Genomic DNA, 25,156 nt, shown 5'->3' with positions numbered 1-25,156 from the left:
TAAAATAGTAATTGAAAAACCAAAATTTGTGCTTCGCGGGGTTTTCCTTTAAATATAAAATTCATTAAATTTACCGTAAAGACGACTTATGAAGCTTACCAAACTCGCCAAACAGATTCAGGTTTCTACGAAAAGCATGAAACAGTTTATTCAGGATTTCGAACTCGGACGGTACGGAATTAATGCTGAAAAAGATTCTGTGGCCGCTCATTTTGAAGCATTTGCAACGGACAATATCGATTTCCTTAAAAAATATGAAGAAGATCTCGGCGAGAAAAAAACAGCAGACCAACTGGCTGAAAAGATAAGTCAGCCGAAAGAACTGGTGGAAAAAGCGGCAAAAGATAAAAACTTTCCGATTTTGGAGAATGGTTTTTTTAAAACATCGGTTTCCAGCTATGGGATTGATCATTATCTCGGTGGCGATTACCGTTTCGTTTACCGTTATTTTGATCAGAAAACCCCGTTGGAACACATCGATTTTGTGGGTTACCGCGATCTGTATTTTTATATTTCAGAAATGCTGGAGCCGTTTTTAGATCCTAAACAGGTGAAAGACTGGGGAATTTCGAAACCTGCGGGCATCATCGTTTACGGCGCGCCCGGAAGCGGAAAAATTTTCTGGTCAGAAAAAATTGCGAAGATCATCGGTTACCGTTTTGAGGAAGTAAAGCGCAATTTTCTTGGAACCTCGTTTGTGGATGGCGGCAAAACTGACTTTAATGATTATTTAAATACGGTTTTGAAAGAGGACAAAGTTTTGCTTTTCCTCGATGATTTTGATCAGATTATGATGGAGCGTAAACCCGAAAGTGATGTGGAAGCCTGCAATTTGGAAATTCAGTCGTCGGTCATGCATCAGATTGGCAGATTTACCAAAGAGAATGTGCTGATGGTAGGTTCTGCGATTTCGCTGGCTGATATCGATAACGAAATGCTGGCGCCGGGAAGATTTGACGTTTTTATTCCGGTTTTTCCGCCAAATGCGAATGAACGTGCAGAACTCATCCGTCATGCGATGACCAAAAATCTCGAGGCAGATTCTTTGCTGATGAAGATTTTAAAAAACAACAAAGCAGATCAAACACCTTTCTGGAAACCGATTGCAGAAAGAATGAAAGCTTTCAGCAATACGATGCTGATTGATTTTACACAAAGTCTCCGAAAGAAAATCAAGAATCTGTATCAGAAAAATCATAATGAAAGTTTAAAGATAGACGCCGAACTCCTGGAAAGTGCGCTTCGGGATTCCGCCGCCAAACTCACGCGGGAATATCTTGATCAGATGACCAAATTCTTAATCGATGTCGCAACCTATAATTTTGATGATTTTAAAGGCAGAATTGAGAATTTAAAAAAGGAACTCGAAAGTTACAAATCGGTCGAGCAGCCAAGAAAATCCATTGGTTTTTCTCATAATGAAGGAGATGTAGGATAAAAGAGATTTTAGCCGGACCCTTATTAAACCATGATATGATGTCATTTCAAAAAGAGAAAACTCTCAGTTTTTAACCTTAATTTTGCAGTAAAGAAATAAAAAACCGTGATCAGCAACGACCTTATAAAAGATACGCAGGCCAGAATTGAAGATTTGCACCGATATCTTCAGATTGATAAAAAGAAAATTGAGATTTCCAATGATGATGAGAAAACCGCTGCGCCTGAGTTTTGGGACAACCCGAAAACGGCTGAGGTTTTTCTGAAACAGCTGCGTTCAAAAAAAAGATGGGTTGAGGATTATGAAGATATTCATACGCAGTTTGAAGACCTTCAGGTGCTGATGGAATTTGCCAGAGAAGATCCGGATTCTGAAAAAGAACTGGATGAAACATTCCCGAAACTCACTGAAAAAATTGAAAATCTTGAGTTTAAAAATATGCTTTCCAACGAAGGCGACGAACTTTCTGCAGTTCTCCAGATAACAGCCGGAGCAGGCGGAACCGAAAGTTGCGACTGGGCGGCGATGCTGATGAGAATGTACACGATGTGGGCCGAAAAGCAAGGCTATAAGATAAAGGAACTTAACTATCAGGAAGGTGAAGTTGCGGGCGTGAAAACCGTGACGCTTGAAATCGAGGGCGAATATGCTTTCGGTTATCTGAAAGGTGAAAATGGCGTTCACAGATTGGTAAGAATTTCTCCTTTCGACTCAAACGCCAAGCGACACACGAGTTTCGTCTCGGTGTACGTGTATCCTTTGGTGGATGATACGATTGAAATCAACATCAATCCTGCGGATATTTCCTTTGAAACCATGCGGAGTTCCGGAGCCGGTGGACAGAACGTAAATAAGGTGGAAACAGCCGTACGTCTCCGTCACGCACCAACCGGAATTATTATTGAAAACTCAGAATCGCGTTCGCAGCTTCAGAACAAAGAAAAAGCGATGCAGCTTTTGAAGTCCAGATTATATGAAATGGAGCTGGAAGAACGTTTGAAAGCACGTACAGAAATTGAAGCCGGGAAAATGAAAATCGAGTGGGGAAGCCAGATACGTAATTATGTGATGCATCCGTACAAACTTGTGAAAGATGTGCGTTCAGGGTTCGAAACTTCGGATGTAGATGCCGTAATGAACGGGAATCTCACGCCATTTTTAAAAGCCTTTTTGATGGCCGACGGAACAGCAGTTTCAGACGATGATATGGATTTGTAATATGACGTGGGTGTACTGTTAAAATTTGCCAATTATTTACCTTTAGACTTTTATTAATCCTATTTTTGTTCGTCAACACATACTATGGAAGATTTCAACAGCTGGAGGGATTTATTAAACCCGGAATTCTATATAAAAATGGGCGGTTTCTGGCTCATTTTGTTTATTATTTTTGCTGAAACAGGCCTCTTTGTCGGCTTTTTTCTTCCCGGCGATTCTCTTCTATTTGTTTCCGGAATGTATGCGGTTGAGATTATAAAAGAAACTTTCGGCTCTACCGGAAATGACTTTTTAGATACCACCATTCTTGCATCGGCAGTTGCTGTTGCAGCAATTATCGGGAACGAAGTAGGCTACTATTTCGGTGTGAAAACCGGTCCCGCTTTGTACAAGAAAAAAGATACGATGCTTTTCAAGAAAAAATATCTGTATCAGGCACACGATTTCTTTGAAAAACACGGGGCACTTGCCATCATTATGGCAAGATTTTTACCGGTTGTGCGTACCTTCACACCCATCATTGCTGGAATTGTGAAGATGGACAAAAAGGCTTTTCTGAGAGATAATGTTATCGGAGCCATTCTTTGGTCTTTCACCTTGATTTTTGCTGGTCATTATTTGGCAGAACTTTTCGAAAATCAGTTTGGCATTAATTTAAAAGAAAAACTCGAATATATTATTATCGTCATTGTATTGCTGACTACAGTTCCCGTCGTTCTTAAATTTATGTTTGGCGCAGAGAAAGAAAATCCGAAACTGGAAGATGATACCCTGGATGAACTGATCGAGATCGAACAGGAAAAAGAGGATCAGCAGGATCTGAAATAAAAAATAACCCGCCGGAAAGAGCGGGTTATTTTTTTATCCATTCCAGAATATTGGGGTAAATAATGCTGTCACGTTTTGTTTTATTGAAAAATCTTGGTGCGTGACCGGTATTTTCCATGAAGACCAGTTTGTGCGGAATGTTTTTCTCCGTTAAAACAGAGTCTAAAGACAGCGCCTGATGATAATTGACCAGAAAATCTTTGTTCCCCTGAAAAAGCAGCGTCGGAACATGGCTCACCTGTGAAATCGGACTCGCTTCCTGAAAATCAAACGCCGGATTTTTTCGGTTGAGTTTCGCGCCAACCATCGTCTGAACAGTGCCTGAAGTGTATTTAGAATAAAAAGATTTAAGAAAAGTTTCGCTGTAAAAGTCGGTTGGTCCGCTCAAGGAAATTATTTTTTTAATCTGATCTGGATTTCGGTAACCGTAAAGCAAAGCAAGATGACCGCCGGCACTTTCTCCCAAAAGAATATAATTGTCGGGCATAAGTTCAGCTTTTCCCGCAAGCGAATTGAATTTTTTAATCGCTTCTGCAATATCTTCCAGCTGATTTTTATAAGTAATTCCTTTTGATGCCAGGCGGTAATTCATATTCACCGTCGGAATATTGTTGGAAAAAAGCATCTTTTGGATTTGTATCATATGCTCTTTTTTGCCGTATTTCCAGGCACCGCCGTGCAGCATCAAAACCACCGGCGCATCAGAAGGATAATGGGCGGGTAGAAAAACATCCATTTTCTGGCGCTTGTGTTCTCCGTAATTTAAATTGTAAATTTTCTGACTGTCTTTTCCCACCCAAACACGGAATTTTCTGTTGCATGAACTCATTATGAAAAGGCAAAACGTAACCGTGAATATTTGAATAGGAGGCCAATGCTTTTTCATAACGTCAAAGGTAAGCAGTTTTTGGCAATAAAAAACTCCGCAGGCTGTGCGGAGTTTGTATCAATGAAAAGAGTTTTAAAACTAAATGCTTTTCAAAAGTTTTTCGGTGTCTGCGTAATCGCCGCCTTCTTTTTTAGCCAGATCAATCGATTTCTGTGCCCACATTTTTGCGTTGGTTTTATCGCCTAATTTGTTGTAAAGATTGGCTAACGTATCTGTATTGGCAGAGTTTTCGTTTTTCTTCACCGATTCCTGAGCCCATTTTAAAGCCACTTCAAGTGAAGATTTTGTTTTTACGTTTTCGAAGAAACTCCAGGCAACTTCATTCAGTTCTTCAGAGCTTTTTCCTGCGTAATCTTTGTACATCTCCAAAGTCAGTTTTTCGTATGTCGCGAAGTCTTTATCTTTCAGTGCGCGGCTCGACATTACTTTTCTCAGAAGATCTTCAGATTCTGTTTTTGTAAGGAATTTCTGTGTTTCGGTAAGGAAATATTTCTCGTCAAACTTCTTGGTTTCTTTGTTGTACGCTTTGCTCATCACCGTATTCGTCTTGATGTTTTTGTCGATCATCATGTACGTGTTCTCAGGAATGAGCTTTACGATATCTGCTTTTCTGTTTACAAAAACTTGATACGCATCGCTGCCTGTATTTTTTGCAGCCGCCATCAGCATCTGGAAATTTTGCTGGTTCAGTTCCGGTTTAGCTTCAAAATATTTTGAAATAACTCTAGAGGTAAAATCTGCATCGTTGTACATCGTAAGCTGCGCAAGATTCATAAGGAACTCAGGATTTTTTTCTCCGTCTTCAAATTTCTTTTTCAGGGATGTCAGCCTTTTGCTTGGGTCTTCTGCATCTTTTGCAAACTGGATAAATGCCTTTTCTTCTACATATCCCAAAGTTCTGTGCACTTCTTCACCGTCTCCGTTGATGAAAAGATAGGTTGGGAATGCTGAAACTTTATATTTTTTGGCAAGTTCGATCCCTTCGCCTTTTTCCATGTCGATTTTTGCGTTTACGAAATGAGTATTGTAGTATTCACCGACATCTTTCAGAGGGAAAATATTTTTCACCATCAGTTTACACGGTCCGCACCACACAGCGTATGCATCTACGAAAATAAGTTTGTTTTCCTTTTTTGCTTTTGCTAAAAGCGAGGCGAAATTTCCGCTTTCAAACTGGATTCCCTGCGCGAAGGATAATACGGCGATGAAGAGAAATCCTAAAATTGCTGATTTTTTCATTAATTGATTTAATTTTCGCGTAAAAGTACTCATTAAATGGTAATACCGCATAAGATTTATCAACTTGTAATGAAAAATGTAGGTTAAAGTATTGTTAATATTTTAATAGATAAATAATGGCAATAGACAGATTAAAACGCCACACTTGGAAATCTCTCTAAAATTACCTATATTTGCATAAGAAATCTGGTGAGAATAAATGTTTCAGGATCATCAAATGATAGAAATACGGCAGATTTTTTTAAACGCGTCACGCGTTTGACGACATTTACTGGATTTCTCTGCGCTCTGCGAATCCTTTATACACTTTCGATATTCATAAAATATCATGTAGATTTTTAAAACAAACAATAAATATAAAGCAATATATGGCGGATTCTTTCTCAAAAAAAGAAAACTTTAAGAAAAAACTTCAGAAACAAAAGGAAAAAGCGATACGTCGCGAAGACCGGAAAAACGACAATGACAAAGGCAAAAGCCTTGATGATATGATCATGTATGTCGACCAGAATGGGCAGCTGACCAGCACAAGACCAGACCGTGTAGATAACGATGGTGAAGAGTTTGATTTGAACAACATTCAGCTTGGTGCCGCAAAGATCGAAGAGGAAGATCCTATCAAGACGGGAATCGTAACTTTCTTCAGCGAGAAAGGTTACGGATTTATTACAGAAGATCAGTCGAAGGAGAATGTATTTTTTCACAGCAACAACTGTATCGACCTGATCAAAAAAGGAAACAAAGTGGCTTTCGAGAAAGAAAGATCACCAAAAGGTTTCTCAGCCATCAATATAAAAATCGTGAGATAAGCTCCGGTTTTTTAAAATATAAAACCGCTTCTTTAGAGAATGCGGTTTTTTTGTGTCTTGATTTTTCTTAAATAAAATGCATCAGATTCAGGTAAAAGTTCAGCTCATTTTGCGTCTTTAAATCGTGGGCTTAAGGATTTAATTTGGTGGTAAGGAAATATTTAATCATGAAAAATCTGCAGAATATTCAAGGTTAAGTTCGAATACCTAAGTATTTTGTAACGGTATTTTGAGAACCAGATTACTCATATTTTTTTATATATTCAATAATGTGGTATATTATTTGAACACGGGGTGTAATATCAAATAAACTTAAACTCACAAATATTTACACAATGAGCCAAATTAATTTAAACAGTGACAATGAGCCCAACTATGTTTCAGCAAATGAATCGGGAAGTATCAACAGAGGAATGTTCTCCCTTAAAAGATTATCGTGGAGTTCCGTTTTTGCGGGCGTACTGATCTCGATGGTGATCTTGATTTCTCTCAATCTTTTAGGTTTGGGAATCGGACTGAGCAGCATCGATCCTAAAACAGAAGAAAACCCGACAGCAGGTTTAGGAACTGGTTCTGCCATCTGGTATTTTGTTTCTACGCTTGTAGCACTTTTCATCGGCGGATGGATCGCCGGAAGACTCGCGCCGGTACGCAGATCATTCGATGGAATCATTCACGGATTGCTTACGTGGAGTGTAATCACGCTGATTACTTTCTATCTGTTAACTTCTGCTATTGGTGGGATTTTAGGCGGAGCGGGAAGAATCATCGGCAGTACGATGCGTACGGTAGGAAACGTTGCCGGAAAAGGAATCGAAGCCGCGGCACCGGTTGTAGGTGACAAACTGAAAGAAGAAGGCATTAACCTGAACAGCCTTAAATCGGAGGCAGAAACTTTATTGCGACAGACGGGAAAGTCTGAACTTCAGCCGAAAAATTTATCCAAAGAAGCTAGTCAGGCAAAAAACACAGCAGAAAATACGGCTGACCAGATCGGGAATAATCCGCAGCAGTCGGATGAACAGCTGGATGGTCTTTTTGACAGACTGAGAAAACAGGGCGACGGCGTGGTTTCTGAGGTAGATAAAGAAGCGATGGTGAATGTAATCATGGCACGAACCGGCAAAAGCAGAGCAGAGGCGACCATAGTGGCTGATAACTGGATTGCGACCTACAAAAAAGCAGCAGCTGAATGGCAGCAGACCAAAAAAGAAGCCGAGGCAAAAGCCAGAGAAGTAGCAGACAAAGCAGCGGATACTGCATCCACAGCGGCAATCATCGGATTTTTCGGTCTTCTGTTGGGTGCGATCGTTTCAGCATTCGGGGCGAAGATGGGTTCTGACCGCAAGAGATATCCGGACACTATTGACGGTAATGTAGCTGTATAGAAATCACCGAACAGGTTTCGATGTTGAGTTCTATGCACTTAGAATTTCATAAATATATTCCAGCCCTGATCCTATTATAGGTATTGGGGCTGGATTTTTTTTGAATGTCAATTTATAACAATCAGATTTAGATTAAGTTAGAATTGATGCCGTTTTTGTAAAAGGTTTAAATATCGTACGAATATATTCAAAGTGTATGATGGCTGATTTAAACCTACTGCTAATGTATGTATTCAGTTTGTAATTAAACAGTTTCTTGAACCAAACAATAAATGATGTGCTTAATTTGCTGAATTGTGGCAAAATAAGATTCCCATCAAATGTAAGTTAATCAATCAGAATATTGGAAATATTTGCGCGAACTGAATTTATTAAAATGCTGTGAAATAATTTTTATATGGAAACGATTAATATATTTCTGCTGCGAAAAGTTTACGGCTTCGTGCTTCTTGTTCATTATAGCTGAATATTTTTATTCTCTGTCTTTTGCTCTGTCGCTTGTGTCATTAGAAATCGATTGAGAATATTCATTTGATTTGACATCACGCAATGAGTGCAGCGGTGTATTATTTTTACAATCAATTAGGATCGAAGGTTTCAAAATGGGGTTTTAAATCGAGATAGATTTTCTCGGCTTCTATGTTTCCCTCTTTCGTCAGTTTTTTCACATGCTCATAATAAGCGATCGATTGTCTGTATAAACTTTCGTCTAAAACCAGCTTCATATCTGCTAATTCCTGTGATAAAGGGTTAAGTGCTGAACTGATAGCTTCCAGATGTTCGAAATCTTCCGGCGTTTTGTCCGGCTTGTTTTTTAAATCTTCTAAAAATTCAAAAACAAACTGCAGGTTTTGTTTGATCTTTTCAAAATCTTCCGGAGATACTCCTCTCACTGCCTGAAGGTTTTTCTGGAATTTTTCTTCGAAATCTTTGGTAAACTGATCGTCAAAATTCATATCGGTGTTTTTAAAATGTATACGTAAATGTAAAAATTTATTTTGATCATCACCACCAAGATTTAAGAGGTAATGCTTCTCGCATTTTTTCAGAAAAGAGAAATCCCTTAATACTGAACATTACAAACATAATATGTAACAGATAGCTATTATCTTTAAAGATTATTAAAACAGAATATTCTTTCATTGAGACGGTAAATCATCTGAATTTGATTAATATTTCAGAACGTTTTGCGCGTAAATCAGCATTTTAACGCCTTTAAACCGCGATTGTGTAGAGTTCATGTATAGATGGTGTATGGATAAAGCATAGATACTCCCAATATAGAGTATCAATGTGGTATACAGATTTTCTTATTTTCTGACTTTTCATTAACAAACCTGTCATTAAAAATATCAAAAAAAATAAGATATATTTTTAGGAATAATATAATTTGATGCATTAGGAAATAAAATCAGCCACAATCAAAAACAGCCTTTCCATAATTTGAAAAAGCTGTTTTGTCAGGGTTTCATTTTGTCGTTCCCGACAGGTACAGATGTTCCCGAATTTCTGCGAGTATGGCTGACGTCTTTCGCAAATCAGGTTGCACAGGCAGTTCTGACTTTGTGTAGTGATAATCAATTGACCGCATCAGCGCTTCCGCTTTCTGCATCAGGGCTTCATAAGAAAAGTTTCCGTACTTTATATCAAGCAGTTCTTCACGGTTTTCGACACGGATATTCAGCGTGTTGGTTTTGAAAATCTGCTCACAGCACTGCAGTAAACGGATGGTGTGCATCATATTTTTACTGTCGTAGTTTTGTCCGTGATCCTTATTCACATTATAACGGTCTTCATTCCGTTCTGAAACCCATTTCCAGTATTCGCGGTAATCTTTGCAGTAGGTGGAATACGCATCAAGGTTGCAGTACATGTAGGCAAGCGGTTGCTCATCTTTCGGAACCGAAGAGACAGAAACCTGATTTGCATCTTCACTTTGCATGATGCCTTTGTAGTTTAATTCTCCGGATCGATCGTAAAACAGCGCGTACATGCCTTTGGTATTATCTATGCTGACCAAACCGCACCTTTCCTGAGATAAGCCACCTTTTCCTGCAAAAGTTCCATGCGCGGAAGAGCCATCGGTGAGCCATTTTTTTAATGGAACCGAGCCCTTATTTTCTAAAATATAACAGAAATCGAGAATTGATTTTCTTAGTTTATCAATCGGATTCAAAATTTTTTTCTTGAGTCCTCCTGCTTTCTTTATCTGTGATACCGCATAACCGGCAAACGTATCTTTGCATAGTTTAGACAGGAAGTCTTCAGGTTTAAGCAGGTTCATTAAAGGGTTTTTCTGCAGAATACAGTCCGCGGGAGTCGCTAAAATTTCTAAAATATTAGGATTGTTTTTCTGAAGCAGTTCCATAAGTCTTCCGATTTCGTAATAGGTAATATCATTTGTCTCATTTGAAATCTGCGGAGTGTAGTGCATACCAAAAAAATCCTCCTTCGCTACATAGAAAATACCTCTGATATCGGTGTCAGAATTTTCTGTTGCCAGACCATAGGCACGGCTTCCCGAAATGGCTTCAAAGAGAATGAGTTTAGGAGATATCAGTTTGTCTGTTTTCATTATTTTAATCTGAAAGTATTTGTCTGAAAACCTTTTCCATTTTGTTTTTATTGATGTTTCCGCTTTTCAGATGTTTTGATCTTTCTTCATTGTCGCGTATGGTTTCTTCTAAAAATCCAAAAAGTTCCCAGTCATTTGGATGATAGTAAGACTCACCTTTGGAAGCCTTTAGATTTACCAGATTTTCTATTTTCGCCCTTGTAAGATCATCCACTAAGACCAGCAATTCACTGAACAAAACAGGTGGTACCGTTCCTTTTTCCAATATCCATTTTCCTGTCAGTGCAGTTCGCAAACAATAAAAATAAGATTTCAGTTTAACTTCATCAACCCTGCAGGCTTCGAGATATTTTTGCTCATGCTCAGATAATGGTAAGAAACCGCGATCGGCGAAAAACAGGAATCTGCCAAAGGTTTAAAAAGTTCATAAAATTTTTCGTTTTTCATGTAGATGATCGGAGAATAGAACCAACTCAGCAAAGCCGCATTGGACTTTAATAGGAGATGAAAAGTCTTCCTCAGATCCCATCCAGAACCGTCAAGATCGTCTTCGGTCATGAATTCTATGGTTTCATCTTTGTCCCATGGCGAAAGATACCAGTCTTTTTCATGTCGGTAGATGAAGCGTATGTCATAATCGCTGTCAGGAGATGCAAAACCCCAGGCGCGGCTTCCGGATTCTACGGCAAGAAGTATCTCTACGCCGCGTCTTTCCTCAACCTCTCTCAGTTTTTCTAATATTTTTGCTTTCATTTTTTTTAATTCTTAAAAACTCAAGCAGATTATTCAATTTCAAAGATTAATATTTTAATTAAATCACTAAAATAAAATTTTCTGCGCGAGAATGATTACCATTTAATCTAACAATAATTGCGTCACATTAGCTGAATTTATTGCCCAGTTCAAATCATAAGACTCATCCGCATTATCCTCTTTCTGCACAACTTTTAAATTTTGAGATTGAGCTTTAATTTTCAGCAAGTCTCCAATTTTCATTTTAGAGTCTAACTTTTTCATCAATGTCTGAACACCAATGGTGTCCAAAGTTTGAATGTTTTGTCCGGAATATGTCATTTCTAACCAGATTATTTCTCTGTTGTCCACATCCAAAACACCAAAAACCAAACCTTTGGAAAGCCCATTTGTAATTCTGATTTGATGCATTACACAAGATGGATCGTAAGCAACACCATAATTTTCAGAGATTTTCATCGGAAATTTCGAATCCATCCAACCAACAATCAAATTCGGACTGATACTTCCGTTGCTATATGCATTACAAGTGAAAGTAACATATTTAGCACCTGCATTCTGTAATTCGAACAGATTCAAATTCACATATTCCGCCGTTCCAATTTTGTTCGGAATATTGATAATATCGCCACTGTGCTCACATCCTTTGGTTGTCAAATTAAAATAACTGCAAACTTCTGAACTGGATTCGTAAGCGATGTGACAACTCAAATCCATATCAAGATGTTGTGCCGGCAAACCTTTTCCCCACTGCATAAACAAACGGATATCATTGCCTTCTAAAGGGAATTTTGTTCCCATTAAAGCATTAGGCAAATCCTGAATATTATCACTTCTGTCACCAATACTCAATGGAATATTATACAGTTCCGGGCTGATGTATATTGTTTTATTTTCAGTTTTCATTCCGGCAAATCTCTTTTCAATCGCTCTCAAAGACATTACTTCAATTTTCATTCGGATTTCTCTCAAATGGTCGTCTTCATAGGATAAAATCCAACGGTTTGCAGGAATTGTTTTGTTGGTTCCGCCTAACGTTTTCACATTTCTTTTGGTTACTTTATCAAAATAAATTTCTGCATACATATTCAATGTTAAAACCAATCTCATTGGGATTTTATCAACGATTTCTTCAAAATGTTTCAAAGTTAAATCTTCTCCAAACCATAGAATATTTGAAAATAAAGAACGAGCAAATAAACCAGGACGTTTCTTTAACAAAACAAATGTTTCTTCTGCATTTGCTTTTAATCTGAAATATTCGATTCTACCTTGCAGAACTGTGTAGTTCTTGTTGTAGAAATTATCTAAAATTTTTGCAAGATTTTCAAAACCTTTCCTTTTTCCGAATTCCGCCAAACGCAATGCCCGGATAAAACGAATCCACATATTTCTTTTCGGATGCATATTTTCGCAAATGGTTTCCGAATTCAATTCCATTTCATTCAACCATTTTGCAACCATCAATGATTCTTTCCGGGAATATTTTAATTTTAGAGTTTTCTTCGTTTCTATTTTTACTTCACCGCTTTTATCCATTGGAATAAAGAAATGACGGTTGTTTTTTGAGTTTCTTTTAATGATGGTTTTTGGCTCAATCAACTGAAGAAAACCAGTTTTTTTGTACCACAAATATCTTAATATATCGTTCGGCGTTTTCAATAATTCTCCAGCTTCATCTTCTTTTTCATTTTCGATCAGAGCATCTACAGCAATCATCACAGTTTCTTTCATTTTGATTTCAATAGCAGGAAGATTAAATTCTGCAATTAAATTTTTAAATGAGTCAGTTTGTGACGCATCTAATGCTGTTTTTGAATTTAATAAAGAATGGAAATACTTTTCAATATCCTTATCGGTCCACAATTCTAAGACTTTCATTTTGCTTCCCGTGCCGAAAGATTCTATTCCTCCAAACCGGAAAGGAGTTCCGCAAAACGGACAACCGTTGTATCTTTCCAAAGGAAAAGTGTTTTCCGGAATCAAATGCCCACAATCCAATGTTTTTCCTTTTTTATCATTAAAAATATTGGCAAAAAAAGTAATCCAATGGTCACTTTTAGTTTCTCCAGTTGGGATTTTCCAGTTTTTTACCATCGGCGTCCAATTCAATTTTGTTCCCAATATTTCCTGAAAGACGTCATAGATTTTTCTTTGATAATTAAGGTCAGCATTATTTATTTTCCATAGCAATTTTTCGGTAAAAGAAAATCCTAATTTCTTCAAATTTTCTATTAATTCAAAAGTCGATTTATTTAAATTCTCACTTGCAGAACCGTTGATGTCAGGAACATAAACTGCGTTATTTCGGATGGCAACTTTTAAAAAATTCTTATTTTTCATTCTTGTTTTTATTTAATTAAAATTAAATCAGGTAATTGTACATCTAATTTTCGTGACAGGAAGGTTTAGAAGTAAGATGTACTTGACCTTGATTTTTTAATGGTAATTCAGAAACTTCTCGCGGACTCGAACCACAAGCCGATTTTCATCGGCATTACCAATTATAGAAGTAAGCTTCTGTTGACCATTTGTGGAGCAGGAAGGAATCGAACCCTCGACACATAAGTAGTAAATTTTATTTGACCATAATTGATAATTATAAAATTTAATTGCTCTACCAACTGAGCTACTGCCCCTGTAAAATGAGGTAATTGATGAAAGTAAATACCTGAAATTATTTGACGTAACTTTCACTTAACCTCTGTTATTGTTGATGCAAAGTAATTACGATTATGCGCAATCATTTTGCGTAGTTTAATTTATTTTCTAAACTTCTTCTTTTTCTTCCACGGTGCATTTTTCTGCACGTCGCCGGCCATGATGCAGCCGAAAGGCATCACCTCATCGAGAACTTCGCAAAGCCCGTATTCTTCAATCTGGGCGCGGACGTTTTTCGCCGATTTATAGGCGCTCGGCAATTCGGAAATATCAATGTCATTGGTGAAGAAACGGATGTCTAAACCTTTTGTTTCTTCTTCAAAAATCTCATCAACGGTTTTATGCGCCAGTGATTTTTTATGAAAAGTACGGCTGAAATTTCTTCCGGCGCCGTGGGGTGCAAAACCTAAATTTCTCTCATTCGTTGTTCCCTGAACGATCAGAACGGGTTCTGCCATATTCAGCGGAATCAGTCGTGGGCCTGTAATATCGGGCATAAATTTATCGTCTAATGGTGTGGCACCTTTCGCGTGGTAAAATAAATCGCCGTCGCGGAAGACAAAATTATGCTCGTTCCAGTAGCGGTTCTGTTTTTCGGCCTGCAGCTCTTCCAAAACAGCATTATGAATCGACTCGTGGTTTTCCTTCGTCCAGGCTCTGATGAGCTGCAGGGCTTCCCAGTACGATTTTCCTTCTTCGGTCTCGTACGGAATCCACGCGTTTTCTCTCATGGTTTCCGGTGAAATTTCCATACGGAACTGGTTGGCGATTTTCATCCCCTTATCGTACAGCATCGCGCCGGGCGCTCTGGAGCCGTGATGGGTGATCATCATCGTGTTTCCTGTATTTTTTGAAATGCCCACAAAAAGGAAATGATTTCCATCGCCCTGCGTTCCCATGTGAGATCGGGCAATGCTGATGAGTTTTTCGTCATTTAAAAATAAATTTTCTCTGAAGGCACCCATCAGTTCCTGCGACATCGGCATCTGTGCGCCGCGCTCTCTTCCGCCATATCCGAAATGTGTAATAGAATGTGCGGCATCCAAAACCGTTTTGGGATCGGTCTTCCCGAAGTCGGTCAGCATCACCGAACAGCAGATGTCGGCGGAGTGAAAACCGGGATGAATCGCGTTTTTGGCAACCACGACACCGCCCACGGGAATATTTCCTTCCGGCCCTGTCGGGCATGCATCGGGCATTAAGGCGCCGCCGATCAGGGTTGGCGTTTTCATCAGAACGTTCATCGTCGCGATTACTTTCTGCACGTTGTCGGTTTCGTTTTCGTGCTCTGCGCGGATGTTGATGATAAAATCTTTGGGCTCTGCATGAAGCGGAATTTCGGGTGCTGCTTTAAACTGCTCAAGATATTCTGTGATTTCGTTTTCAGAAAGCTCATGGCTGTTGATGTATTCTAATGCTTCGGCAAACCATTTTTTGGGTTTAAATCCTAAAGCGATCAGTTGGTCTCCTGTAAATGTGTTCATCTTTTTGATTATTTTTAAATTAATATTGATTGGTAATACCGCTGTTATTTCTTAATGCAAAGTAATTGCGCAAGTGTGCAATCTTTTTGCGCAGTCATATTATTTTTGATTATTTTTAAAAAAAATTATAGCCATGATATTGGAGCAGCTGGAAGTTTCACCGGAAAAAATTGAGTTCAAAAGCGTTATTGCATTTATCGACAGGCACTACGACTTTACGCCGACACGTTTTACCAACGGCAAAACTGTTAATGAAGCCGGAGAAAACAACGGTTCGTGTAAGATTTTCAGTTTTGCACGGTTGAATGCCCTTTCTAAAACTGAAACACTGCATCTTTTCGGAAGTTTTTACCACGATGATGTTTTGGGAAATCCGGAAGGCATCGATCATCAGAATATCCGAAATTTTATGGAGTTTGGATGGGAAGGAGTTGTGTTTGAAGGAGAAGCACTAACAAAAAAAGAATGAAAAAATACCGATGGACATTACTGCTGAGCCTCCTGACACCTTTACTGCTTTTGCCAGTGGTTTTTCTGATGGGCGGAGGTTACGGTTACTATACGCCGGCAGTGGTTTTAACTCCTTTCGGAATGGTGGGGACGGTTTTTCAACAGACGATTTCGCCACCATTTGTTATTCTCGCAATATTACAGTTTCCTATTTATGGATTTCTGATTGACCGTTTTGAAAATAAAAAAACTGTGTATTGTATTACAGGACTTCATGTTTTGACGGCGGTTCTTACGCTCGTGTTGACGAATTTTAATGATTGAACGTTTAACCTGCTTAAACCCCGAAAAAAGCTTATGTCTTCCAACAAAAATGCGCTGATCCGCTACAAAACTTTAGACAAATGTCTGAAAAACAAATATAAGAAATATACACTCGAAGATCTGATTGATGAATGTTCTGATGCTTTGTTTGAGTTTGAAGGCAAAGAGTCTTTTGTCAGCAGACGGACGGTGCAGCTCGATCTGCAGAATATGCGGAGTGAGAAATTCGGGTACGAAGCGCCCATAGAAGTTTTTGAAAAGAAATTTTACCGTTACAGCGATCCGGAATACAGCATTCATCAGATCTCGGTGACGGAAAATGATCTGAAAGCAATGAATAACGCCATTCAGATTCTGAAGCAGTTTAAAGATTTTTCGATGTTTAAAGATATGAATGGTGTCATTCAGAAACTGGAAGATTCGATACAGTCGACGCAGCAGAAGTCGATTATTCATCTGGATAAAAACGAGCGTCTGAAAGGGTTGGAGTATATTGATGTTCTGTACGAATCGATTCTCAATAAAAAAGTTTTGAAGATTTGCTACAAAAGTTTTAAGGCACGGGAACAGAATTTGCTCACAGTGCATCCGCAGTTGCTGAAGGAATACAACAACCGTTGGTTTTTGATTTGCTGGCACAAAAAAGCGATCTATAATCTCGCCTTAGACAGGATCGTCAGCATCGAAACCGATCTTGAAACGCAATACATCGACAAAGATTTTGATGCTGACCGGTATTTTGGGGAAGTGATCGGTGCAACGGTTTCAGAATCGCAGCGGGGTCAAAATGTAATTTTCACGGTGACTTCGGATCATGCGCCTTATATAAAAACCAAACCTTTTCATCATTCTCAGGAAATTATTTCTGAAGATGAACACAGTACAACGTTTAAAATCTGTGTGCAGCTGAATTTCGAACTTGAAAGAATGATTTTGGGAATGGGAGAATTTCTCACGGTTGTAGGTCCGAGAAAACTTAAGGAGCGGATAAAAAAAAGTATTCGTTTAGCTTATGAAAATTATCACGAAGACGCTGACTTGTAAAACTAATTTTTACAGTTAATATCCGTGCAAATCTGTTCCTTCTGTTCGCTGCAAGGTTACTTTCTTGCCCATTTTCTTTTGAATGACTCTGAAATGCTGCAGTTCATCATCCGTTAAAATACTGATGGCAGTACCTTTTTCTCCGGCACGTCCCGTTCTTCCGATTCGGTGAATGTAATCCGCTGGCGAACGAGGCAGTTCGTAATTGATGACGCAGGGTAGAGATTCGATGTGAATTCCACGGCCGAGCAAGTCGGTTGCTACAAGAATCTGGGCACCGTTTACTTTAAATTCTTCAAGATTATTCCGCCTCGCGCCCATAGATTTCTGACCGTGAATGGCAACGGCTTTAATTTTATTTTTCTTGAGTTTTTCAACAAGATTGTCGGCAGATCGAGTGGAGGAAACGAAGATCAGTGCCTTTTCAACTTTCTTTTCTTTAATCAAATATCTCAGAAACGGACCTTTGTCTTCGGGCGAAACGTGATAGGCCAACTGCTCGATACTGTCGATTTCAACTTCCTCTTTTTTAATTTCGATCAGTACAGGATTGAGAGATAAGCGTTCTTTCATTTCAGAAACTTTGTCATTTAAAGTCGCTGAAAACAGGATGGTTTGCTTTGCAACAGGCATCATGGCAAAAAGTTTATTCATCTCTTCACCGAAACCAAGCTTAAACATTTTGTCAGCCTCATCGATTACCAAATGCTGGATGGTTGAAATGCTTAAAGCTTTATGGTCAATCAGATCCAGAAGACGGCCGGGTGTGGCGATCAGAACTTCCACGCCGAACATTCCTTTCATCTGCGGATTGATGGAAACCCCGCCATAAACTGCCATGGTGCGGATTTCACGTTTTAAATTTTCTGTAAAGACTCTGAAAACTTCGTCAATCTGAATCGCCAGTTCACGCGTTGGAACCAAAATTAAGACCTGAATGTTACGGTCTTTTTTAACCTCAGCATGCTGCAGTTTTTCTAAAATGGGCATCACAAAAGCAGCGGTTTTTCCGGAACCTGTTTCGGCAATTCCCATCAGGTCTTTTCCCTGTAAAATAATGGGAACCGACTGCTCCTGAATAGGAAACGGCTTCAGATAACCCATTTTTTTTACGGAACGGATGATATTCTGTGATAATCCTAAAGATTCAAATGACATAATCTGATATTTGCTGCAAAAATACGCTATTGTATTTACAAAAAAATATCCGAAAAAATAATCGCGTATGGTAGGATGGCAAAGTAATTGTAAATAACAGAATAAATAAAATTATTATGAGATCACGACTTTTCAGAACCGTACTTACATTTTTAGCACCCATTGTTATTGATTATTTCATCAAAAAAATCACAGGAAGAAAATCAGGAAGCACAAGAAAAAGCTTGCCGTTTTTCGGAAAATAACAAAGTAGAAAAAATTTGTTTAAAAGCTGTTTCAATCATTGAGACAGCTTTTTTCGTTTAAATTTTAGATAAAATCATACAGACCGTTTTTCCAGCCAAGAACTTTTGAAGCGTCAGCATTCAGCCAGTTTTTTAAAACCGTTGCATAGACTTTCCGGAAATCTTCGGTGTAAATGAGGTCGCCTTCATTCAGATTCTGAAGATCGGGTAACGCGTTCAGAATTCCTTTTTTCTTTAAACCGCCACCGATGAAAAACATCTGGTTTGCCGTACCGTGATCGGTTCCTTTGCTGGCATTTTGAGAAACCCTTCGTCCGAATTCGGAGAAAGTCATCAGCAGAATATCATTGAAAAGTCCGTTGCTTTTCATATCGGCCACAAAAGATTTTACCGCTTCATTGATCTCGTTAAACAGTTTCTGCTGTCTTTCATTCTGATTCACATGCGTATCAAAACTTCCGATGGAGAGATAATATACCTGCGTATTAATGTCTGATTTAATCAGTGAAGCCACCGTTTTAAAATCTTTTCCCAGTTTTGAATTTGGGTATTCCTGAGTGGTTTTTTTCGCCTTGCTTTTCTCAAAAATATAATCGGCGTTGTTTATGGTAGAACCGAGTGTTTTGTATAGATACGAAACCGTCTCTTCATCGTGCTCGTGGCTGTGATCTGCAAGCGATTTAAAATATTTTTCCTGACTGGTCTGATAGAGTTTTTTGGGATCTTTAAAGGCAAACGCTTTGTTGTTTTCACCTTTCAGAGCCAGACTCAGCATATCGTCGACCTCCAGAGCCTGCGTCGGATGGTCGCATTTGTAGCATTCTTCATCCAAAAATCTGCCGAGCCAGCCGGTTTCCAGAAACTCATCGCTTTTGCTCGCCGAATGCCAGATATCCATACTTCTGAAATGCGATTTGTTGGGGTTCGGATAACCGACATTGTTAAGAAGCGCAAGTTCGCCGCTGTCGTAGAGTTCTTTAAAATAAGAAAGTGCAGGATTGATGCCCGTATCGTCATTCAAAACCAGCGAATCTTTTATGGCAATCGTGTTTCGTTCTTTAAAATAAATATCGTTTCTCGTCGGAATGATAGTGTTTAAACCGTCATTTCCACCTGTAAACTGCAGAACAATTAATATTTTCTGCCCCGGATTCAAAGCCTGATCCAGCGTCATTGACTGCAGAAAATTCGGCACCAAAAGTGAAGCCGCTGCCAAAGAACCGATTTTTAAAAATTCTCTTCTTTTAATAATCATGATTTCTAATTTTTAAATAAAAACGCATCAAAAAACGCAGTTACATCAGCTGATATTCTGGCGTTGACATGAGATTGATGATAATCATTTTTGTGCTCTGATCCGAAAACTGTTGTACCGTTTTCATATTGAGATTTTCAGTTTTTACCAGAAGATAGTCTTCGGCATTTTTTCCTTTAAAAATCTCATCCACACTCTTCCAATCGATGGTGATATTGGGATTTTTAAAACTTTTGTTAAGGGCTTCGCGCGATTTCATTCCCATGTCGATGTCGTCATCTTCTTTGGCTGAATATTCCATCGGTCGCAGTCCGGACCAGATCTGGGGAATCTGAAGCCGTAACATTAAAGTCGAACTGTCGATCCACGATTTTCCATTTGGCCAGCCTGAAACATTGGGCGGATAGAGCAGCATCTGACCCAAAAGTTTTTGATAGACCGTTATGTTTTCAGGATTCTGAATCTGCATCGGCAACATCCGCATCATCCCGGCAAGAAGTTCGGTAGGCGATTTTATTCTGTTTCCAATGTTTTTATTATCGTAAAACCAATTTGAAGAAAATATCTCGTTCATTAGTTTTTTAATGTCATATCCCGACTGATAAAAATTTTCGCTGAGTTTTTTAATAATCGGCGGATCTGGTTTTTCATTGACGAAAAATGTGTAGATTTTTCTGGTGATAAATTCTGCAGTGGTTTTTTGATCGAGAATAATATTTAAAACATCATCACCCGTGAAATTTCCGGTTTTTCCAAGAAAAGTTTTGGTTCCGGTGTCGTGTATTTTGCTGCGTTCTGTAAAATTTCCTTCTTTATCATAACTCCAGCCTGTGAAAGCTCTTGCGGCTTCGCGGATGTCTTTTTCTGTATAATTTCCCTGTCCCATCGTGAAAAGCTCCATCACTTCGCGTGCAAAATTTTCGTTCGGATGATCTTTCTTATTCTGCTGATTATTCAGAAACTGCAGCATCGAAGGCGAGCGGCTCACACTGAACAGCAGATCACGGAAATTTCCCAGCGAATCTTTTCGCAGGATATTCAGAAGCTGCTGATTAAACTTCGGATTGTTGATTCTTGTGGCAAAATGACCGTGCCAGAAAAAAGCCATTTTCTCTCTGAGCTGACCTCTGCTTTCGGTCATTTGTTTCAAAAATGCGAGATTCATCTCGGAATTCTGTCTCTGAGTGATTTTCTGCATTTCGCGTTTTTGTGTAGCGTTGTTTGCAGTATCAGTTTCAGAAATCACAAAATCCGCAGTCTGATAGGTGATTGGTTCAAAAGAACTTTCTGAAAAGATATCTTTTAAAAGATTCTTTACCGAAGTTTTTTCCAAATCTTTTATCTGAGAAATGGAGGGCCCGAATCCTGCTCTCCACAAAAGATGTTTATTATTGATGAAAGAATCTGCCATGCTTTGCATTTCAGTTTTGATGAGTTCTATTTCAGGAAGTTAAAGTTTATTTCATATTCAATCCAGCTAAACCCTGTTAATTCTTTGTTAAGACAGATTTTCTTTTGGCATGATTTTTCCCATAGCGAATTCTTTAATTTGAAAAATTCAGAATTATGAAAATGTTGAAGCAGACAATGGCAACCGCAGCAATTTTAGCAGCAGGTGTGCTGAGCGCTCAGAGTGCGGAAATGAATAATATGATTAAAGTGGGCGCCACTGTAGGTGTTGCCGTTCCTCAGGATAATCTTTCTATGGCTGTAGGCGTAGATGTTGCGTATCAGAATCTGATTACTCCGGGCTTTGGTTTGGGTATCGCAACGGGTTACACACATTATTTCGGTAAAGAAAACGGCGGGTATGATAACAATGATGTAGGTGTAGTACCGGTAGCTGCGTTGTTCAGAATATATCCAAAGCAAACCGGTTTTTATTTCGGAGCTGATTTAGGTTACGGATTTTTGGTAGGTAACGACCGCGTAGCTTCAAATTATGTGGCTGACAGACCTTCCGGAGGTTTTTATCTGAAGCCTGAAATCGGCTATCACAACCGCGACTGGAATTTCTTTGTGCAGTACCAAAAAGTATTCACAGGAAGCACTGGCGATGTTGTAAACCAGGATTATAATGTAGGAAGCATCGGTGCCGGTTTTTCTTACAACCTGCCTTTAGGAAAATAATTTAGCGACAAAAATCAGACAAAAAACCTTTTCACAATTTCGAAAAGGTTTTTCTTTTCCCTTTACTGTTTTCAAAACTATTATTATATTTGATAAAATATGCCACTATGAATCTAAATCCAAAATTCCCGTTGTTTCTTCCGGGTGTGAAAAACAGCAGCAATCATAATATCTCTATTATCGGAGCTAATCTTCGCGAAGACCTTACTACCGTAGCACATTACATTTCTCAGAACGGTGGTGTAGAGATGACCGTAAAAGAAGATTTCCCAACAAAAAATTACTCTGATTTTTCGGAAATTCTTACGCAGTTTATGCAGCGCAATAATATCACTGATGCCAAACGTCTGGGAATTTCTGTTCCGGGACCGGTTTTTAACGGCCGCAGTGCGCCACAGCGTATCGGTTGGGATATCTATGAATCTGATTATGCTTCTAAATTTGGATTTGAAAAAGTGTATCTTCTGAATGATCAGGAAGCTGCCGCTTACGGAATTGCTTTATTGCAGGATAAGGATCTTGATCCGATCTATACAAGTGGACAGCTCGAGAAAGGAAATGTGGCCATTCTGGCGCCTGGAAATGGTTTGGGAGAAGCCGGTTATTTTTTCGACGGTAAATATCTGCGTCCTTTTGCGACAGAAGGTGGTCATTCTGAGTTTTCGCCACGTACGACGGTTGAGGTAGAGTTTTATCAGTTTTTAAATAATATATACGGAATTGTAAGCTGGGAAACGGTACTTTCTAAAACTGGTCTGTTTAATATCTACCGCTTTCTGCGCGATGTGAAAAGACATCCTGAACCTGAATGGCTGGCAGAAAAACTTGCCAATGCCAACGGAAATTTCACGGAGGAAATATTTAAAGCCGCAATGGAGCAAGATGTTATGATCTGCAAGATTGCACTCGATACTTTTCTTGAATTCCTGGCGCGTGAGGCAAATAATCTTACTTTAAAATTAAAAGCTACCGGTGGACTTTTGATTGCCGGTGATATTCCGCAGACGATAAAAAGATATATTGATAAAGATAAATTTTACGAGAAATTCAAAATCAGCGATAAAATGGAAAATATGCTGAAGAATATCCCGCTTTATCTGATCGATACAGACAGTACCAGCATAAACGGAGTGGTGCTTTACACAGCATATTTCAACGAATAAATTTTTTTTAGTTTTTTTATTATCATAGATCAATTTTCACGTTCCGTAAATGAGCTTATCTTTGCGCCATTAACAGAACAGTTTATTTAAACATGAAAAAATTATTATTTGCCGCAGTTTTGGTCAGCGGATTAGCTTTCGGACAGACTAAAAAAGTAGTTGGATCTGATGTACATTGGTGGGGATATAAAGTTGCCAAAACAGAAGCCAGCTCGCATGACGGGACAGTGAACGTAAAATCCGGCAACCTGATTATGAAAGGAAATGACGTAGTAGGAGGAAGTTTCGTATTGGATATGACTTCGATCAACGCAACCGATCTTTCAGGTGAATACCAGGGAAAACTGAACGGTCACCTGAAAAACGGAGACTTTTTCGAGGTAGAAAAATTTCCGAATGCAACTTTTACAATTACCTCGGTAAAAAACAACAGCGACAAGATTTTCAATAAAATGGTGACTGGCGATCTTACGGTAAAAGGTAAAACCAACAGCATTACGTTCCCTGCGAAAATTTCCAACAGCAAAGGCGTAGTTTCTTTGGTGTCTGATAAATTTCCGATCGACAGACAGAAATTTGATGTGAATTACAAATCTGGCGCGCAGGATGTTTTTATCAAAGATGATATCGATATGCTGGTAAAGGTAACCGCTAAATAATTTAATCAAAAAAATATTGACAAAAGTGCAGAAGTTCTGCACTTTTTTTTATTTTTGTTGAATTGTAAATAAAAAAGAATGAAAAGATTTTTAGTACTGATGATGATGTGTGTGGGCGTATCATTTGTTGTGGCACAGAAAAAAGGAGATAAGATATCGAAAGTTGTAACATCAGAAATAAAGTGGTGGGGACACAAAGTCGTGAAAACCGTACCTACATCACACTACGGCACATTGAAGCTGAAAAGCGGAAAATTCACGTTTGACAATACCGTTCTGGTAGATGGCGAGTTTGTGATCGACATGCGCAGCCTTACCGTGGATGATCTTACTGGCGCAGATAAAGATAAACTGACCAACGATCTGAAAGGAAACAACTTTTTCGAGGTTAAAAAATTCCCGACGGCAAAATTTCATCTGAAGAAAATTATTCCGCTGGCAAATGCAGAATATAACTCTACGATCTTCGGCGATGTAACGATCAAAGGTGTGAGAAAAACCATTTCTTTCCCGGCGAATGTTCACGTGACACAGTTTACAGTAGAGATCGAATCTTCAAGATTTTCTTTAAACAGAAGAGATTTCAAGATTTATTATCAGAATTCACTGAAAGATTACTTCATCAAAGATGAGATGGATATTCAGTTTAAATTATCTACGCAGAAAATCGACAACGAAAGACCTTTGTAGACCTTATTTTTAACAAAACATTAAAGAGCAGCTTATTTTATAAGTTGCTCTTTTTTTATATTTTCGGAATATGAAAATCTATGTGATAAGCGGTCTTGGTGCAGGTTCTAAAGTGTTGGAAAAGCTGGAATTTTCACCTGAGCATGAGGCTGTCTTTCTCGACTGGCTGATTCCTGAGCAAAACGAAAAGTTTGCCGGTTACGTGCAGCGCATGGCAGAAAATATTGATGATTCTGAGGATTTTTATCTCCTCGGATATTCCTTTGGCGGATTTCTGGTACAGGAAATTAATCTTTTAAAGCCGGCAAAAAAAACCGTGATTCTCGGAAGCATAAAATCTGATCTTGAAAAACCGCGTCTTATAAAAATGGGCGAACTGACAAGAATTCCGAAGTTTCTGCCGATAAAATTCTTCGATAAATCCTCAATTCTTTACAAAAGGTTCCGCAGGTTTTTCGATCCTGATAATCCGAAAATTGCAGAATATTTTCAGATGCGCGATCCTTACTATCTGAAATGGTCGGTCGAGAGAATTGCGGAATGGAAATTTACAGAACTGCCGGATGTTGTTCAGATTTTGGGCGACAAAGACATTGTATTTCCGGTAAAAAATTCAAAACCAGATTACGTTATAAAAAACGGGACGCATCTTTTTCCGGCAACAAAACACCGTGAGGTTTCTTTGCTTCTCAAAAAGATTTTTGTGTAATAGAATTTTCAGTAACTATCGCAGTTTTTCCGGTTGATTGCTATCAC

At 38.7% G+C, this 25,156-nt stretch carries 22 protein-coding genes, 1 tRNA gene and 1 pseudogene; 13 read left to right on the top strand and 11 right to left on the bottom strand.

Annotation, left to right across the window (positions count from 1 at the left end; translation table 11 throughout):
• The first annotated feature begins 88 nt into the window (after nucleotides 1-88).
• The 3 genes from ASG01_RS11370 (at nucleotide 89) to ASG01_RS11360 (ending at nucleotide 3,484) form a co-directional block, all read left to right on the top strand.
• The gene (locus ASG01_RS11370) at nucleotides 89-1,438 is read left to right on the top strand and encodes an AAA family ATPase (protein WP_055863715.1); all 1,350 of its coding nucleotides are present in this window, start codon (nucleotides 89-91) and stop codon (nucleotides 1,436-1,438) included.
• A 105-nt stretch (nucleotides 1,439-1,543) separates the two neighbouring features.
• Nucleotides 1,544-2,656, top strand: coding sequence for a peptide chain release factor 2 (gene prfB, locus ASG01_RS11365; protein ID WP_055863712.1), 1,113 nt, complete (start codon nucleotides 1,544-1,546; stop codon nucleotides 2,654-2,656).
• Between the two features lie 84 nt (nucleotides 2,657-2,740).
• Nucleotides 2,741-3,484, top strand: coding sequence for a DedA family protein (locus tag ASG01_RS11360; RefSeq protein WP_082498356.1), 744 nt, complete (start codon nucleotides 2,741-2,743; stop codon nucleotides 3,482-3,484).
• 25 nt (nucleotides 3,485-3,509) lie between these two features.
• Here ASG01_RS11360 and ASG01_RS11355 read toward each other — a convergent pair whose 3' ends face one another.
• Nucleotides 3,510-4,313, bottom strand: coding sequence for an alpha/beta hydrolase (locus ASG01_RS11355; protein WP_238584546.1), 804 nt, complete (start codon nucleotides 4,311-4,313; stop codon nucleotides 3,510-3,512).
• A gap of 138 nt (nucleotides 4,314-4,451) precedes the next feature.
• The gene (locus tag ASG01_RS11350; protein WP_055863708.1) at nucleotides 4,452-5,612 is read right to left on the bottom strand and encodes a thioredoxin family protein; all 1,161 of its coding nucleotides are present in this window, start codon (nucleotides 5,610-5,612) and stop codon (nucleotides 4,452-4,454) included.
• Nucleotides 5,613-5,980: 368 nt separating this feature from the next.
• Between ASG01_RS11350 and ASG01_RS11345 the strand changes: the two genes are divergently transcribed.
• Both ASG01_RS11345 and ASG01_RS11340 read left to right on the top strand, forming a co-directional pair.
• Nucleotides 5,981-6,421: a cold shock domain-containing protein gene (locus ASG01_RS11345; RefSeq protein WP_055863706.1), complete on the top strand. Its 441-nt coding sequence runs from the start codon at nucleotides 5,981-5,983 to the stop codon at nucleotides 6,419-6,421.
• Nucleotides 6,422-6,756: 335 nt separating this feature from the next.
• Nucleotides 6,757-7,809, top strand: a complete 1,053-nt coding sequence (locus ASG01_RS11340) for a hypothetical protein (protein ID WP_202966984.1) — start codon at nucleotides 6,757-6,759, stop codon at nucleotides 7,807-7,809.
• Nucleotides 7,810-8,387: 578 nt separating this feature from the next.
• Here ASG01_RS11340 and ASG01_RS11335 read toward each other — a convergent pair.
• The 6 genes and pseudogenes from ASG01_RS11335 to ASG01_RS11310 all read right to left on the bottom strand — a co-directional run bounded on the left by ASG01_RS11335 (nucleotide 8,388) and on the right by ASG01_RS11310 (nucleotide 15,282).
• The gene (locus tag ASG01_RS11335; protein WP_055863705.1) at nucleotides 8,388-8,765 is read right to left on the bottom strand and encodes a hypothetical protein; all 378 of its coding nucleotides are present in this window, start codon (nucleotides 8,763-8,765) and stop codon (nucleotides 8,388-8,390) included.
• Between the two features lie 512 nt (nucleotides 8,766-9,277).
• On the bottom strand, nucleotides 9,278-10,384 hold the full coding sequence (locus ASG01_RS11330; protein ID WP_055863703.1) for a DNA polymerase beta superfamily protein: 1,107 nt from the start codon (nucleotides 10,382-10,384) through the stop codon (nucleotides 9,278-9,280).
• Between the two features lie 4 nt (nucleotides 10,385-10,388).
• Nucleotides 10,389-11,137: pseudogene (locus ASG01_RS16430) on the bottom strand (DNA polymerase beta superfamily protein).
• A 102-nt stretch (nucleotides 11,138-11,239) separates the two neighbouring features.
• Entirely contained in the window at nucleotides 11,240-13,480 is a 2,241-nt protein-coding gene (locus ASG01_RS11320; protein WP_055863701.1) for a hypothetical protein, read from the bottom strand.
• 191 nt (nucleotides 13,481-13,671) lie between these two features.
• Nucleotides 13,672-13,776: transfer RNA gene (locus ASG01_RS11315), tRNA-OTHER, on the bottom strand.
• Nucleotides 13,777-13,899: 123 nt separating this feature from the next.
• Nucleotides 13,900-15,282 (bottom strand): RtcB family protein, encoded by a 1,383-nt coding sequence (locus tag ASG01_RS11310; RefSeq protein WP_055863699.1) that lies wholly within the window; start codon nucleotides 15,280-15,282, stop codon nucleotides 13,900-13,902.
• Between the two features lie 133 nt (nucleotides 15,283-15,415).
• On the opposite strand from ASG01_RS11310, the gene ASG01_RS11305 reads away from it, so the two are divergent.
• Genes ASG01_RS11305 through ASG01_RS11295 form a run of 3 tightly spaced genes read left to right on the top strand, consistent with a single transcriptional unit; the run spans nucleotide 15,416 to nucleotide 17,100 of the window.
• Complete coding sequence (locus tag ASG01_RS11305) at nucleotides 15,416-15,751, top strand: HopJ type III effector protein (protein ID WP_055863696.1); 336 nt, start codon at nucleotides 15,416-15,418, stop codon at nucleotides 15,749-15,751.
• Nucleotides 15,748-16,056 carry a hypothetical protein gene (locus ASG01_RS11300; RefSeq protein WP_055863694.1) on the top strand — a complete coding sequence of 103 codons (309 nt, stop codon included), beginning with the start codon at nucleotides 15,748-15,750 and terminating at the stop codon, nucleotides 16,054-16,056. Before ASG01_RS11305 ends, ASG01_RS11300 begins: the two co-directional genes overlap by 4 nt.
• 33 nt (nucleotides 16,057-16,089) lie before the next feature.
• The gene (locus ASG01_RS11295) at nucleotides 16,090-17,100 is read left to right on the top strand and encodes a helix-turn-helix transcriptional regulator (protein ID WP_055863692.1); all 1,011 of its coding nucleotides are present in this window, start codon (nucleotides 16,090-16,092) and stop codon (nucleotides 17,098-17,100) included.
• Nucleotides 17,101-17,115: 15 nt separating this feature from the next.
• Here the strand turns inward: ASG01_RS11295 and ASG01_RS11290 are convergent, their stop codons facing one another.
• The 3 genes from ASG01_RS11290 to ASG01_RS11280 all read right to left on the bottom strand — a co-directional run bounded on the left by ASG01_RS11290 (nucleotide 17,116) and on the right by ASG01_RS11280 (nucleotide 21,169).
• Nucleotides 17,116-18,258, bottom strand: a complete 1,143-nt coding sequence (locus ASG01_RS11290) for a DEAD/DEAH box helicase (RefSeq protein WP_055863691.1) — start codon at nucleotides 18,256-18,258, stop codon at nucleotides 17,116-17,118.
• 309 nt (nucleotides 18,259-18,567) lie between these two features.
• Nucleotides 18,568-19,758 carry a DUF1501 domain-containing protein gene (locus ASG01_RS11285; protein ID WP_055863689.1) on the bottom strand — a complete coding sequence of 397 codons (1,191 nt, stop codon included), beginning with the start codon at nucleotides 19,756-19,758 and terminating at the stop codon, nucleotides 18,568-18,570.
• Nucleotides 19,759-19,798: 40 nt separating this feature from the next.
• On the bottom strand, nucleotides 19,799-21,169 hold the full coding sequence (locus tag ASG01_RS11280; RefSeq protein ID WP_055864257.1) for a DUF1800 family protein: 1,371 nt from the start codon (nucleotides 21,167-21,169) through the stop codon (nucleotides 19,799-19,801).
• A gap of 155 nt (nucleotides 21,170-21,324) precedes the next feature.
• Here ASG01_RS11280 and ASG01_RS11275 point away from each other — a divergent pair, with 155 nt between their 5' ends.
• From ASG01_RS11275 to ASG01_RS11255, 5 genes are all read left to right on the top strand, one after another.
• Nucleotides 21,325-21,888 (top strand): hypothetical protein, encoded by a 564-nt coding sequence (locus ASG01_RS11275; protein ID WP_055863687.1) that lies wholly within the window; start codon nucleotides 21,325-21,327, stop codon nucleotides 21,886-21,888.
• 107 nt (nucleotides 21,889-21,995) lie between these two features.
• Nucleotides 21,996-23,051, top strand: a complete 1,056-nt coding sequence (locus tag ASG01_RS11270) for a glucokinase (RefSeq protein ID WP_055863685.1) — start codon at nucleotides 21,996-21,998, stop codon at nucleotides 23,049-23,051.
• A 92-nt stretch (nucleotides 23,052-23,143) separates the two neighbouring features.
• Nucleotides 23,144-23,710: a YceI family protein gene (locus ASG01_RS11265; RefSeq protein WP_055863684.1), complete on the top strand. Its 567-nt coding sequence runs from the start codon at nucleotides 23,144-23,146 to the stop codon at nucleotides 23,708-23,710.
• A 78-nt stretch (nucleotides 23,711-23,788) separates the two neighbouring features.
• A complete protein-coding gene (locus tag ASG01_RS11260; protein ID WP_055863682.1) occupies nucleotides 23,789-24,400 on the top strand; it encodes a YceI family protein in 612 nt (203 codons plus the stop codon).
• A 70-nt stretch (nucleotides 24,401-24,470) separates the two neighbouring features.
• On the top strand, nucleotides 24,471-25,109 hold the full coding sequence (locus ASG01_RS11255; protein ID WP_055863680.1) for an alpha/beta hydrolase: 639 nt from the start codon (nucleotides 24,471-24,473) through the stop codon (nucleotides 25,107-25,109).
• Nucleotides 25,110-25,156 lie beyond the last annotated feature (47 nt).

Origin of the sequence: Chryseobacterium sp. Leaf180, from assembly GCF_001424585.1 — a bacterium.
GTDB lineage: Bacteria > Bacteroidota > Bacteroidia > Flavobacteriales > Weeksellaceae > Chryseobacterium.
Note: the sequence above shows the minus strand (reverse complement) of the source record. Positions and strands in the feature narration are given on the sequence as shown.

Bases quoted from the DNA above. Each gene is read 5' to 3' on its own strand.
- ASG01_RS11370 (WP_055863715.1), top strand. From the start codon at position 89: ATGAAGCTTACCAAACTCGCCAAACAGATTCAGGTTTCTACGAAAAGC.
- ASG01_RS11360 (WP_082498356.1), top strand. From the start codon at position 2,741: ATGGAAGATTTCAACAGCTGGAGGGATTTATTAAACCCGGAATTCTAT.
- ASG01_RS11355 (WP_238584546.1), bottom strand. From the start codon at position 4,313: ATGAGTTCATGCAACAGAAAATTCCGTGTTTGGGTGGGAAAAGACAGT.
- ASG01_RS11350 (WP_055863708.1), bottom strand. From the start codon at position 5,612: ATGAAAAAATCAGCAATTTTAGGATTTCTCTTCATCGCCGTATTATCC.
- ASG01_RS11345 (WP_055863706.1), top strand. From the start codon at position 5,981: ATGGCGGATTCTTTCTCAAAAAAAGAAAACTTTAAGAAAAAACTTCAG.
- ASG01_RS11340 (WP_202966984.1), top strand. From the start codon at position 6,757: ATGAGCCAAATTAATTTAAACAGTGACAATGAGCCCAACTATGTTTCA.
- ASG01_RS11335 (WP_055863705.1), bottom strand. From the start codon at position 8,765: ATGAATTTTGACGATCAGTTTACCAAAGATTTCGAAGAAAAATTCCAG.
- ASG01_RS11330 (WP_055863703.1), bottom strand. From the start codon at position 10,384: ATGAAAACAGACAAACTGATATCTCCTAAACTCATTCTCTTTGAAGCC.
- ASG01_RS11320 (WP_055863701.1), bottom strand. From the start codon at position 13,480: ATGAAAAATAAGAATTTTTTAAAAGTTGCCATCCGAAATAACGCAGTT.
- ASG01_RS11310 (WP_055863699.1), bottom strand. From the start codon at position 15,282: ATGAACACATTTACAGGAGACCAACTGATCGCTTTAGGATTTAAACCC.
- ASG01_RS11305 (WP_055863696.1), top strand. From the start codon at position 15,416: ATGATATTGGAGCAGCTGGAAGTTTCACCGGAAAAAATTGAGTTCAAA.
- ASG01_RS11300 (WP_055863694.1), top strand. From the start codon at position 15,748: ATGAAAAAATACCGATGGACATTACTGCTGAGCCTCCTGACACCTTTA.
- ASG01_RS11295 (WP_055863692.1), top strand. From the start codon at position 16,090: ATGTCTTCCAACAAAAATGCGCTGATCCGCTACAAAACTTTAGACAAA.
- ASG01_RS11290 (WP_055863691.1), bottom strand. From the start codon at position 18,258: ATGTCATTTGAATCTTTAGGATTATCACAGAATATCATCCGTTCCGTA.
- ASG01_RS11285 (WP_055863689.1), bottom strand. From the start codon at position 19,758: ATGATTATTAAAAGAAGAGAATTTTTAAAAATCGGTTCTTTGGCAGCG.
- ASG01_RS11280 (WP_055864257.1), bottom strand. From the start codon at position 21,169: ATGGCAGATTCTTTCATCAATAATAAACATCTTTTGTGGAGAGCAGGA.
- ASG01_RS11275 (WP_055863687.1), top strand. From the start codon at position 21,325: ATGAAAATGTTGAAGCAGACAATGGCAACCGCAGCAATTTTAGCAGCA.
- ASG01_RS11270 (WP_055863685.1), top strand. From the start codon at position 21,996: ATGAATCTAAATCCAAAATTCCCGTTGTTTCTTCCGGGTGTGAAAAAC.
- ASG01_RS11265 (WP_055863684.1), top strand. From the start codon at position 23,144: ATGAAAAAATTATTATTTGCCGCAGTTTTGGTCAGCGGATTAGCTTTC.
- ASG01_RS11260 (WP_055863682.1), top strand. From the start codon at position 23,789: ATGAAAAGATTTTTAGTACTGATGATGATGTGTGTGGGCGTATCATTT.
- ASG01_RS11255 (WP_055863680.1), top strand. From the start codon at position 24,471: ATGAAAATCTATGTGATAAGCGGTCTTGGTGCAGGTTCTAAAGTGTTG.